Origin of the sequence: Myxococcus xanthus, assembly GCF_013116825.1 — a bacterium.
Taxonomy (GTDB): Bacteria; Myxococcota; Myxococcia; order Myxococcales; family Myxococcaceae; genus Myxococcus; species Myxococcus xanthus_B.
Genome location: NZ_JABFNS010000203.1, coordinates 1 through 11211 on the forward strand (window position 1 = coordinate 1; position 11211 = coordinate 11211).

The 11211-nt window shown below is 70.6% G+C and carries 12 protein-coding genes; 9 read left to right on the plus strand and 3 right to left on the minus strand.

The features are described 5' to 3' along the window. Positions 1 to 204 precede the first annotated feature (204 nt). Both HNV26_RS35080 and HNV26_RS35085 read right to left on the minus strand, forming a co-directional pair. The gene (locus HNV26_RS35080) at positions 205 to 552 is read right to left on the minus strand and encodes a hypothetical protein (protein ID WP_171445347.1); all 348 of its coding nucleotides are present in this window, start codon (positions 550 to 552) and stop codon (positions 205 to 207) included. Positions 553 to 703: 151 nt separating this feature from the next. Continuing rightward, on the minus strand, positions 704 to 1594 hold the full coding sequence (locus HNV26_RS35085) for an alpha/beta fold hydrolase (RefSeq protein ID WP_171445348.1): 891 nt from the start codon (positions 1592 to 1594) through the stop codon (positions 704 to 706). Between the two features lie 195 nt (positions 1595 to 1789). Here HNV26_RS35085 and HNV26_RS35090 point away from each other — a divergent pair, with 195 nt between their 5' ends. The 9 genes from HNV26_RS35090 (at position 1790) to HNV26_RS35130 (ending at position 10787) form a co-directional block, all read left to right on the plus strand. Further along, positions 1790 to 2779 (plus strand): AAA family ATPase, encoded by a 990-nt coding sequence (locus tag HNV26_RS35090; protein WP_171445349.1) that lies wholly within the window; start codon positions 1790 to 1792, stop codon positions 2777 to 2779. 30 nt (positions 2780 to 2809) lie between these two features. Beyond that, a complete protein-coding gene (locus HNV26_RS35095; RefSeq protein WP_090490236.1) occupies positions 2810 to 3691 on the plus strand; it encodes a DUF58 domain-containing protein in 882 nt (293 codons plus the stop codon). Beyond that, positions 3688 to 4683 (plus strand): hypothetical protein, encoded by a 996-nt coding sequence (locus HNV26_RS35100; RefSeq protein WP_171445350.1) that lies wholly within the window; start codon positions 3688 to 3690, stop codon positions 4681 to 4683. The genes HNV26_RS35095 and HNV26_RS35100 overlap by 4 nt, the downstream gene beginning before the upstream one ends. Next, complete coding sequence (locus tag HNV26_RS35105) at positions 4658 to 5668, plus strand: vWA domain-containing protein (protein ID WP_011555616.1); 1011 nt, start codon at positions 4658 to 4660, stop codon at positions 5666 to 5668. The genes HNV26_RS35100 and HNV26_RS35105 overlap by 26 nt, the downstream gene beginning before the upstream one ends. After that, the gene (locus HNV26_RS35110) at positions 5665 to 6726 is read left to right on the plus strand and encodes a VWA domain-containing protein (protein WP_171445351.1); all 1062 of its coding nucleotides are present in this window, start codon (positions 5665 to 5667) and stop codon (positions 6724 to 6726) included. The genes HNV26_RS35105 and HNV26_RS35110 overlap by 4 nt, the downstream gene beginning before the upstream one ends. Beyond that, on the plus strand, positions 6723 to 7733 hold the full coding sequence (locus HNV26_RS35115; RefSeq protein ID WP_090490233.1) for a tetratricopeptide repeat protein: 1011 nt from the start codon (positions 6723 to 6725) through the stop codon (positions 7731 to 7733). Before HNV26_RS35110 ends, HNV26_RS35115 begins: the two co-directional genes overlap by 4 nt. Further along, complete coding sequence (locus HNV26_RS35120) at positions 7717 to 9606, plus strand: BatD family protein (RefSeq protein ID WP_171452979.1); 1890 nt, start codon at positions 7717 to 7719, stop codon at positions 9604 to 9606. The genes HNV26_RS35115 and HNV26_RS35120 overlap by 17 nt, the downstream gene beginning before the upstream one ends. Continuing rightward, the gene (locus HNV26_RS35125) at positions 9603 to 10313 is read left to right on the plus strand and encodes an SH3 domain-containing protein (RefSeq protein WP_141592645.1); all 711 of its coding nucleotides are present in this window, start codon (positions 9603 to 9605) and stop codon (positions 10311 to 10313) included. The genes HNV26_RS35120 and HNV26_RS35125 overlap by 4 nt, the downstream gene beginning before the upstream one ends. Positions 10314 to 10418: 105 nt before the next feature. Then, complete coding sequence (locus HNV26_RS35130) at positions 10419 to 10787, plus strand: hypothetical protein (protein ID WP_366817094.1); 369 nt, start codon at positions 10419 to 10421, stop codon at positions 10785 to 10787. Positions 10788 to 10805: 18 nt separating this feature from the next. On the opposite strand, the gene HNV26_RS35135 is transcribed toward HNV26_RS35130, so the two are convergent. Continuing rightward, positions 10806 to 11211, minus strand: a 406-nt coding sequence (locus HNV26_RS35135) for a tetratricopeptide repeat protein (RefSeq protein ID WP_366817095.1), incomplete at its 5' end; no start/stop codon positions are given.

Genomic DNA, 11211 nt, shown 5'->3' on the forward strand with positions numbered 1-11211 from the left:
TCGCCCCCTTGCCAAGCTGCGATGACACGCTCGCGCAGGTCGAGCGAATGCGTACCGGACATAGCAGGCGATACCTCCTCACTCCGTCAACACCCTCCGCCTGCTCCCTTCATCCGCACCCCGCTATGAGACGGCACGCCTCTGTCCTGCGTGAAGACGGGCGGGGCCTCTCGGGGGGGAGAGGTCTTCCGCCACGTCTCCGTTTCAGCTCAGGACCTGCACCTTGCCGTGGTCGTCGCAGTGGCCTTCGTGCGGGTGATGCAGGTGGCCGTCCACGAGATAGTCCACGTGGTCCCCGTGCGGCGCGGCCGCGTGGCCACACGAGGGGCCGTGGCGGTGCGTGGCTTCATGGGCACCACAGGCATGCTGCGGCGTGCATTGCGCGGGGTTGCGCGCGTCTTCGGCGAGCGTGCACTCGTCCGTGTGGTCCGAGTGTGGGTGGTGCAGGTGCCCGTCGTGCAGATAGTCCACGTGGTCCTGGTGCTGGATGGCGGGGTGGCCACAGCCCTTGGCATGGACGTGGTCATGGCGCTCGTGCGTCTTGTGATTCATGGCAGCCTCCCTGGCGGCGGTGTCCCTGGATGACACAGCGGGACGGTCGCCATCCGGGAAGGCCCGGACAAGCGCCGCCAGGACGGGCTCCGACCGCCGGACCAGTCCGTGTCTCCCGAACGTCATCGGGCGCCGGCCTGCCGTGCGTCCGCTAGTGCTCGTGGGGCGCGGCGAGGAACGCCTTCAGCTCCGGGAGCACGCGCTCCGGACGTTCCTGGTGGGGGCTGTGGCCCGCGTCCAGGCGCAGGAGCCGGGCCTGGGGAAGGCGCCGTGCTGCCTGCTCGGCGATGGAGACGGGCAGGGTGTCCTCGTGCTCGCCCCAGACGAGCAGCACCGGCGCCGTCATGACGTCGAGCTTCTCCGCGCGATGAAAGACAGGGCCGACCACGGGCACGAGCCGGTTGAAGGCCCGCGTGGCGTCAGGGCTGGCGCCCGGGCGGGTGAGCAGCTCGTACTCCAGGGCGCCCAGCCGCTCACCCAACGGCGTCGGGGGCGGCGGCATCAGCCGGGCCCAGGCCCATGGCCCCAGCGAGCGCGCCAGCCGTTCGGGACCGGCGCGGAAGAAGAGGCGGGCTTTTCGCGCCATCTCCGGGCCCAGGCCCATGGCATCCACCAGGGCCAGCCGCTCCACCGGTACCCGGCCGCGCAGCGCGAGCTCCAGCGCCACGAGCCCGCCCAGCGAGTGGCCCACCACGGCCACCGGGCCCGGGGCGAGCTGGGACAGCAGCGCCTCGACCGGGGCGGTGAAGAAGGCCGCCGCGTCCTCGCCGGTGGCCAGCGGGCCTTCGGGGGTGGACGACATGCCGAAGCCCGGCAGGTCCACCGCCAGCACGCGGTGGCTCCGGGCGAGCACCGTCAGGTAGGTGAACCACTGGGATGCCGCGCCGCCTCGCCCGTGGAGCAGCACCACCGTGGGGCCGGCGCCCGCCTCCAGGACCCGGACGGCCCCGCCGCCCGGCAACCAGTGAACCGTCGCGGCCACCGCCGGGGCCAGCTGGGCCAGCAGCGCGGCTTCCACTGGCCCCACCGAGGGGGGCTTCACGCCGCCTTCCTCGACTCCGGCGTCCGCCGGGAGTGGAACAGGGGTTGGCGTGGCGGCTGTGAGTGGTACATGGGGAGGACACTCCAGGAGGGGCGGACGGGCGGGCAACATACTGGAATGCGCGGCCCTCAGCGGTGTTGAGCCGGATACCCTGTAAACCCTAGGCTGCCCGCCGCCAGTCCGACACGAGGCGACATGAACACCGACATTCGCGCGCTCACCGAACGCGTGCAGCAGGAAAGCAGCTTCGTCGAGGTCCTCAACCAGGAAACCAGCAAGGTCATCGTCGGGCAGCGCTACATGTTGGAGCGCATCCTCATCGGCCTGCTGTGCAACGGGCACGTGCTGCTGGAGGGCGTGCCCGGCCTCGCCAAGACGCTGACGGTGCGCACCGTGGCGGATTCGCTCAGCGCCACCTTCATGCGCATCCAGTTCACCCCGGACCTGCTGCCCGCGGACGTGGTGGGCACGATGATCTACAACCAGCAGGCGGCGAACTTCACCGTCCGCAAGGGGCCCATCTTCGCCAACATCGTGCTCGCGGACGAAATCAACCGCGCCCCGGCGAAGGTGCAGTCCGCGCTCCTGGAGGCCATGGCCGAGCGCCAGGTCACCATCGGCGACCAGTCCTTCCCATTGCCCGCGCCCTTCCTGGTGCTGGCGACGCAGAACCCCATCGAGCAGGAAGGCACCTACCCGCTGCCCGAGGCGCAGGTGGACCGCTTCATGCTCAAGGTGAAGGTGGGCTACCCGACGCGCGACGAAGAGAAGGTCATCATGGACCGGATGTCCGGTGGCTCGTCGCCGCGCGCCCAGCGGGTCATCGACCTTCAGCACCTGGTTCGTGCGCGCGAGCTCGTCCACCACATCTACATGGATGAGAAGGTGAAGGAGTACATCCTCAACGTGGTGTTCGCCACGCGCGAGCCCGGCAAGTACGGCCTCAAGGACCTGGCGGACTACATCCAGTTTGGCGCCTCGCCGCGCGCCACCATCGCGCTGGCCCAGGCGGCGCGCGCGCATGCCTTCCTGCGCCACCGTGGCTTCGTCACTCCCGAAGACGTGAAGGCCATTGCCTTCGACGTGCTCCGCCATCGCGTCGCCATGACGTACGAGGCGGAGGCGGAAGACCTCACGCCGGAGAAGATCATCCAGCGCGTGTTCGACCGCGTCGAAGTCCCCTGACCCTTCCTCCTCGAGCCCGCCAGGCGCCCCGTGCTTCCCAAGGACCTCATCCGCCGCATCCGCAAGCTGGAGATTCGCACCCGCAAGGTGGTCTCCGACATGCTCGCCGGCCAGTACCATTCGGTGTTCAAGGGCCGGGGCATGGCCTTCTCCGAGGTGCGCCAGTACCAGCCCGGTGACGAGATTCGCATCATCGACTGGAACGTCACCGCGCGCATGGATGAGGCCTACGTCAAGGTCTTCACCGAGGAGCGCGAGCTGACGGTGATGCTGGTGGTGGACGTCTCCGCGTCGAAGGAGTTCGGCTCGCGCGAGCGCACCAAGTCGGAGATCGCCGCGGAGGTCGCGGCGCAGATTGCGTTCAGCGCCATCGCCAACAACGACCGGGTGGGGCTCGTCCTCTTCTCGGACCGGGTGGAGAAGGTGGTGCCGCCGCGCAAGGGCCGCACGCACGTGCTGCGGCTGGTGAGCGACATCCTCACGTTCCAGCCGCAGGGGCGTGGGACGGACCTGGCCGCGGGGCTCAACTACCTGACGCGGGTGGCGAAGCGGAAGGCGGTGACGTTCCTCATCTCCGACTTCCAGGCGCACGACTACGAGAAGCCGCTGCGACTGGTGGGGCGCAAGCACGACCTGGTGCCGGTGGTGGTGGCGGACCCGTTGGAGGAGGCCTTCCCTCGGCTGGGCCTGGTGGACATGGAGGACCCGGAGACGGGCGAGCGCTTCGTCGTCGACACCAGCGACCCGCGCGTGCGGGGCCGCTTCGCCCGGGCCATGCAGGCCGCGCGCGACGAGCGGCGCAAGCTGTTCAAGAAGCTGGAGCTGGACCACGTGGAGCTGCGCGCGGGTGATGACCACGGCAAGGCGCTGGCGAACTTCTTCCGCGCGCGGGCCCGGAGGATGGCGGCATGAAGCGGCTCATCCCCCTGTTGGCGGTGTGGCTCGTGGTGGCGGCTCCGGCGTGGGCCCAGGCTCCGGCCCCTGCACCGGCGGCCGCGACGACGGAGCAGGTCGAACCGCGGAACCTGTCCGTGCGGCTGGAGCCGGAGCAGGTCCGCATCGGTGACCCCTTCGTCTACGAGGTGGTCATCACCCATCCGAAGGACCACCGCTACGAACTGAAGGTGCCCCAGGAGACGGGGGACTTCGAGTTCCTGGACCAGACGCGCCAGCGCCAGGACGGGCAGGACTCTGCGACCACCACGTTCCGGGTGCGCATGTCCGCCTTCGCCCTGGGCGCGGTGGCGGTGCCAACGCTGCCCTTCGACGTGGCCACGCCGGAGGGGCCCAAGGCGTTCACGGTGCCGGGCCGCACGGTGGACGTGACGGCCACGCTGCCGCCGGACGCGGAGGGGCAGGGCGCGGACCTCTTCGACTACAAGCCGCCGGAGGAGGTGCCCATCCGTTCGTGGCGCCTGGTGCTCACGGTGCTGGGCGTGCTGGCGGCGGCGCTGCTGGCGTGGGTGCTCTTCCGCTGGTGGAGGAACCGGCCCAAGCACGTGGAGGTGGTGCCGGTGCTGCCCCTGGACGTGCGCACCCGCAAGGCGCTGGACGCGCTGAAGGCGGAGGACCTGCCCTCGCGCGGCCGGGTGAAGGACTTCTACTTCCGGTTGTCCGAAATCGTCCGGGGCTACCTGGGCGAGCGCTACGGCTTCGAGGCGCTGGAGTGCACCAGCTCCGAGCTGATGGCGTCGCTGCGGCGCATGTCCACGCCAGGGCTGCCGGAGGACAAGCTGATGCGCTTCGTGTCCGAGTCGGACATGGTGAAGTACGCACGCGCGGATGCCTCCGCTGACGCCTGCCGCGACGCGCTGGCCTTCGGCTACTCGCTCATCGACACGACGTACGTTCCGCCACCGCCGCCCCAGGCTCCCGACAATGCCGCCGCTCCCCGCGTTCAATAACCCCGAGGCGCTCTGGGGGCTGCTGCTCGTGCCGCTGCTGCTCTGGCAGGCGTGGCGGGAGCGGCGCGCCCGCGCCACGCTGCGCTTCTCCGCGGCGCATGTCTTCGCCCGGGGGGGCCGCGGCTTCCGCGCGTACCTGCTGCCGCTGCTGCCGCTGCTTCGCGTGGCGGCGGTGACGGCGGCGGTGCTGGCCATCGCCCGGCCGCAGGTGCGTGACTCGCGCGTGCGGGACTTGTCGGTGGAGGGCATCGACATCGTGGTGGCGTTGGACCTGTCCACGTCGATGGAGGCCGGTGACTTCCGTCCGCAGAACCGCATGCACGTCGCCAAGGAAGTGCTGAGCGAGTTCATCGCCAACCGGGTGAATGACCGCATCGGCCTGGTGGTGTTCGCGGGCGCGGCGTACACGCAGGCGCCGCTGACGCTGGACTACGGCGTGCTGAAGGAAGTGGTGAAGCAGCTGCGCACGCGCGTGCTGGAGGACGGCACGGCCATTGGCGACGCGCTGGCCACGTCCCTCAACCGCCTGCGGGACTCGGAGGCGAAGAGCCGGGTGGTGGTGCTCATCACCGACGGCGACAACAACTCCGGGAAGATTTCGCCCATGGACTCGGCGAACATGGCCCAGGCGCTGAAGGTGCCCATCTACACGATTCTGGTGGGCAAGGGCGGCAAGGTGCCCTTCCCGCAGGGCACGGACCTGTTCGGCAACACCGTGTGGCGCGACACGGAGATTCCCATCAACCCGGAGCTGATGCAGGACATCGCGGACCGCACCGGCGGCGAGTACTACCGCGCCACGGACCCCGAGCAGCTGCGAGAGGGACTCCAGAAGGTGCTCGATTCGTTGGAGCGCTCGAAGCTGATGGAGGGCGGCGCCAGCGCCACCTACCGCGAGGAGTTCCATCCCTTCCTCCTGGCCGCCTTCGGCCTCGCCGCGCTGGAGCTGCTCCTGCGCGCCTCCTTCCTGAGGGTCTTCCCGTGACGCCCGTGGAACCCTGGCGCTTCACCGTGCTCGGTTACCAGGCGGGGCTCGCGCAGCCCCTCTTCCTGCTGTTCGTGCTCGCGGGCATGACGCTGGGCCTGCTCGCGCTGGTGGGGGCGCTGCGGCGCGGCTCACGCGTGCGGGCGCTGCTGCATGAACGCCACGCGGAGCGCTTCACGCCGGGCGTGTCGGTGTGGCGTCCGGCCACGCAGGGCGGGTTGTACGGCCTGGGGCTGGCGCTCTTCGGCTTCGCGCTGGCGCAGCCGCAGTGTGGCACCAAGAGCGAGCTGACGAAGCGGCGCGGCATCGACGTGGTGGTGGCGCTGGATGCCTCCAAGTCCATGCTGGCGCGGGACATCCAGCCCAGCCGCCTGGAGCGCGCGAAGCTGGAGCTGACCACGCTGCTGGACGAGCTGAAGGGCGACCGCGTGGGCCTGGTGGTGTTCGCGGGTGATGCGTTCATCCAGTCCCCGCTCACGTCGGACTACTCGGCGGTGAAGCTGTTCTTGCGCGCGGTGGACCCGGAGGTGATGCCCCAGGGCGGCACCAACGTGGGCGCGGCGCTGCGGCTGTCGCGGCAGGTGCTGGAGAACGCGGACCGCGGCTCGAAGGAGCGCGTGGTCGTCCTGCTGACGGACGGCGAGGACCTGGTCGGCGACGTGGCGGAGGCCACCGAGGCGCTGAAGGATGCGGGCGTGCAGGTGCTGGCGGTGGGCGTGGGCTCGGAGTCCGGTGAGCCCATCCCCGTCTTCGACCGGCGCGGCGCGTTCGTGGACTACAAGAAGGACGCCGCGGGGGAGACGGTGATTACCCGGTTGGACCGGGCGGGGCTGACGGCCATCGCCGAGGCCACCGGGGGCACCTTCTACTTCCAGCCCCGTGGCGTGGCCATGTCGCAGGTGGTGGAGCGCATCGACCAGATGCAGAAGAGTGAGCTGGAGAGCCGGGTGACGGTCCGCTACGACGAGCGCTTCCAGTCGTTCGCCATCCCGGGGCTGGCCTTGCTGGCGCTGGGCATGTTGTTGCTGCCGTCGTCGCGCCGGAGGCCGTCACCATGAGCGCCGCGAGGACGCGCGCGGCGCGGTGGCTGACATGGGGCCTGGTGACGTCGCTGGCGCTGCCGTCGCCCGTGTGGGCTGCGGGGCCGCTGGAGCGGGGCCACCCGCTGGTGGAGCAGGGCCGTGAGGCTTACACGGCGGGCCGTTTCGAGGAAGCGCTGGAGGCGTTCGAGGCCGCGAAGAAGGAGCGCCCCAACGACGTCACGGTGGACTTCAATCGCGCGGACGCGATGGCCAAGCTGGGGCGCATCGCGGATGCGAAGGCGCTGTTCCAGTCGGTGACGGAGTCCAACCGCGCCGACCTCCGGCAGAAGGCCTGGTACAACCTGGGCAACCTGCATGCGACCACAGGAGACCGGCAGGAAGCGCTGAAGGCCTACCGGCGCGCGCTCACGCTGGACCCGCAGGACGTGCAGGCCCGCCACAACTACGAGGTGGTGTTGCGCAACCTGCCGCCGCCGCAGGACAAGGGCCAGGATGGCGGCACGGACGGTGGCAACGACGGCGGCAGTGACGGTGGGCGCCCGGATGCCGGCGAGGACGGCGGCACGAAGGGCGACGGCGGCACGCCCCAGGACGGTGGCACCGATGGTGGCTCGGACGGCGGTGCCGACGGCGGCGCGGATGGTGGCGCCAGCGATGGCGGCATGGACGGCGGTGCTGACGGTGGCGACGGGGATGGTGGCAGCGACGGCGGCTCTGACGGAGGCGCGGACGGCGGCGAGCAGGGCCCACCGGACAAGGGCGACGGGGGCGCGGACGGCGGCGCGGATGGTGGACAGGACGACGGAGAGGGCGAGCCCCAGGACGGTGGCAGCGACGGCGGCAGCGCGGGAGAAGAAGACTCGGAGGAATCCGAGGCGGACGGTGGCTCCAGCCAGTCGGATCTGGATCGGCAGGAGGCGGAGCGCCTGCTGGATGCGATGAAGCAGAATGAGAAGAACCTCCAGCTCTGGCGGTTCCAGCAGAAGAAGAAGCAGAGGAAGCCGAATGAGAAGGACTGGTAGCGCCCTCGGCGTGGTGTTCGCCGTGTTCGCCCTGCTGGCCACCGCGCCAGCGTGGGCGGCCTCGGACGACCTCGATTTCTACCAGACGGCGGACCGTGAGGAGGTGGGCACCGAGGACACCTTCCGCCTCACGGTGGTGGTCGTGGACGCGCCCGCCAACGCGCAGGTGAAGCTGCCGGAGTCGGGGGACTTCTCCATCCTCTCCAGCTCACGCAGCAGCCAGCGCTCCATCTCCCTGTCGGGCGGTGGCCCCGCCGTCATCCAGGACGTCACGCGGCACGTGTTGGTGATGCAGGCCACGCGCGCGGGGCGGCTCAAGATTCCACCGTCGCAAATCACGGTGCGCGGCAAGACGTACCGCACGCAGCCCGTGGAGTTGACGGTGAGGGCCGGCCGCGTGGGCGGTGCGCCGTCCCCGGGGCAGGCGGGGCGTGGCGGTGGCCGGCAGCCGGACCCCTTCTCCAGCATCCAGTCGCAGATGCAGCAGATGGAAGAGGCCTTCGGCGACATGATGGAGCCGGACCGGCCCACGATTCCCCGGGGGGACTCCGACCTCTTCCTGCGCGCCAGCCTGGACCGGGACAACGTGTACGTGGGCGAGCAGGTGACGCTGTCGCTCTACATCTATTCGCGCGTGGACCTGTCCAGCGTGGATGCCGTCACCATGCCCAAGCTGGAGGGCTTCTGGACGGAAGAGGTGGAGAGCCCCACGCAGCTGTCGGGCGAGCAGCGCGTGGTGGACGGCATCCCGTACCGCGCCTACCTGCTGCGCCGCCGCGCCATCTTCCCGGTGAAGTCCGGCACGCTGTCCATCACCCCCGCGGAGGCGGACATCACCACCGGCTTCCTCTTCGCTGGCCACCGCGTGCACCGGGTGTCCAACGCGCTCAAGGTGAAGGTGAAGCCGCTGCCGCCGGGTGGGCCGGAGGACATGCCCAACGCGCACGTCGGCAACTGGCGGCTGTCCATGGACGTGTCCCAGACGCGCGTGGAGCTGGGCCAGCCCGTCACGGTGAAGGTCAGCCTGGAAGGGGTGGGCAACGTGAAGAACGTCACGCCCCCCGCGCTGAAGGGCCCCGCCGCGCTCAAGATTTATGACCCCACCACGACGGACAAGGTGTCGCCGCAGCGCCACCGTGTGCAGGGACGGCGGGTGATGGAGTACCTGGTGATGCCGCAGCGCACGGGCAGCTTCACGTTGCCCGCGCTGGAGTTCACCTACTTCGACCCGCGCGCCCGCAAGTACGAGGTGGCGCGCACCGACCCGGTGACGATTACGGTGGAGGCGGGGGCGGGCGGGGCATCGTCCATCGCCTCGGGGGCGCCTCAGGCTTCATCGGACCAGGCCAACGAGCAGAAGAACGTGCTGACGGCGGGCGGCCTTCGGCCGGTGCGCTACCAGGCCCGCTTCGAGGCGCCGGGCGTGCCGGTTTGGAAGCGGGGCTTCTTTGTCCCGACGGTGCTGGCTCCGCTGGGGCTGCTGTTGGGCGTGGCGCTGATTGGCGGCGTGCGCGGGCGGCTGGCGCTGCGCTCCGAGGCGGGGCGTGGGCGTCAGCAGGCGAAGGCCGCGCGCAAGCGTCTGGCGGACGCGGAGAAGCTCCAGTCCAGCGGGGACGTGGGGGCCTTCTACGGCGAGGTGGAGAAGGCGCTGCACGGCTTCCTGGAGGCGCGGCTGGGCATGCCGGTGGTGGGGCTCACCCGCGAGGTGCTCGCCGAGAAGCTGACGGCGGGGGGCGCGGATGCGGAGCGGCGCGCCAAGGTGCTCTTCGTGCTGGAGGCGTGCGACTTCGGGCGCTACGGCGGCGGGGGTGACCCGGCCGAGCGACAGAAGGTGATGGATGCCGCCGCGGCGGCCATGGAGGGCTGGGCGTGAGCGGCTACTACACGCCGGAAGAGGCGCAGGACATCTTCCTCAAGGCCAACGAAGCCTACGCGAATGAGGACTACGCGGCGGCCAAGGAGGGCTACGAGAAGCTGCTAGCGAACGGCCAGGGCGGGCCCGACGTGCTCTACAACCTGGGCACCACGCACCTGGCCCAGGGGGATTTGGGCCGCGCGGTGCTGGCGCTCGAGCAGGCGCGGAAGGAAGGGGGCCAGGCGCCGGACCTGGAAGCCAACCTCTCCGTGGCCCGGGCGCGGCAGGTGGACAAGGTGGTGGGCGCCACCGCGGAAGACGCCTTCCTGCCTCGCGTCGCGGCGGCCACGGACGGCCCGGTGGTGGCGTGGACCTTCCTGGGCACCTGGGTGGCGGCCTTCGTCCTCGTGCTGCTCTGGCGCTTGCTGGGGCGGGGCCGGCGGACGGCGGTGGGCGTGCTGGCGGTCCTGCTCTTCGCGGTGGCGGTGCCGTCAGGGCTGCTGGTGGCCACGCACGCCTACGTGGGGGCCACGGTGCACGAGGCCGTGGTGCTGGCGCCCACGCTGGTGGCGCGCGAGCTGCCTCAGCCCGGCGCCCGTTCCATCTTCGAGGTGCACGCCGGCCTCAAGGTGCGCCTGCTCGAAGAGACGGGCCGCTTCGTCCGCATCCGTCTGCCCAACGGCCTGGAGGGCTGGGCCGAGCGGGAAGGCGTGGCCGAAATCTGAGGCCGTACGCGGAGTGTCGGGACGCGAAATCCTGGAAATGTCCGCCATTCGGAGGGTAGAGTGTCTCCGGAGGGACAACGGGTAATGCCAGGAGGTCGTGGCCCTGTGTTTTCGGTCGAGGCGCTCGTTGGCAAGAACCGGTTGGTCATCCGCCTCTGGGGTGTCGTCACGGAGGAGGAAGCGCTCCAGATTGGCGATGCGTCGCTGCGCGCGCTCGAACGGCTCCGGCCGGGCTTCGACATCCTGTCGGACCTGACGGGCGTGACGGAGCTCCCGGAGTCGGGCTCGGGGCAGATTGAGCGCGTCGTCGAAGCGGCCCGGGTCCGCGGCTTTCGACGGGTGGTGCGCGTGGTGGGGCGCTCCGCGATGGCGGCGGTGCGGTTCCAGCGCAGCAGCCGGAACGTGGGGCACGAGGCCTACCTGGCCTTCTCCCTCGAGGAGGCGGAGCAACTGCTGGAGGGCGGCTTGACATGAGCCTTGGCACGGCGCCGGTCAGCTCCGGCGGCCCGTGAGGCGCGCGAAGAGGCCGCGCTTCTCTTCCTTGCGAGGGCCGGGGGCGGCCGCCGCGAGGCCTGTCACCTTGTGCAGGTTCTGCTGGAAGACGGGATGGTGCGGCTCCAGCGCCACCGCGCGCTCCAGCAGCTCCACGGCTCGCCGGTAGTCCTTGCGCTGGTGAACCAGGATGAGGGCCAGCTTGCTGTAGAGCACCGCGGCTTCGGGCACCTGGGCGATGGCGCGTGTGAGCACGTCGATGGCCCGGTCCACCTGGCCCTCGCGCTCCAGCCGCACGGCGCGCTGGAGGAAGTCCTCCGCCGACCCTGGCTCGATTCCGAGCCGCCGGACGGTGCGCGGTGGGACGAGTGGGCTCGGGGGCGGCGCCGCGCGCGTGGGGGCGGTG

Coding starts and splice junctions, on each gene's coding strand:
- HNV26_RS35115 (WP_090490233.1), top strand. CDS start 6,723: ATGAGCGCCGCGAGGACGCGCGCGGCGCGGTGGCTGACATGGGGCCTG.
- HNV26_RS35080 (WP_171445347.1), bottom strand. CDS start 552: ATGAATCACAAGACGCACGAGCGCCATGACCACGTCCATGCCAAGGGC.
- HNV26_RS35105 (WP_011555616.1), top strand. CDS start 4,658: ATGCCGCCGCTCCCCGCGTTCAATAACCCCGAGGCGCTCTGGGGGCTG.
- HNV26_RS35100 (WP_171445350.1), top strand. CDS start 3,688: ATGAAGCGGCTCATCCCCCTGTTGGCGGTGTGGCTCGTGGTGGCGGCT.
- HNV26_RS35090 (WP_171445349.1), top strand. CDS start 1,790: ATGAACACCGACATTCGCGCGCTCACCGAACGCGTGCAGCAGGAAAGC.
- HNV26_RS35120 (WP_171452979.1), top strand. CDS start 7,717: ATGAGAAGGACTGGTAGCGCCCTCGGCGTGGTGTTCGCCGTGTTCGCC.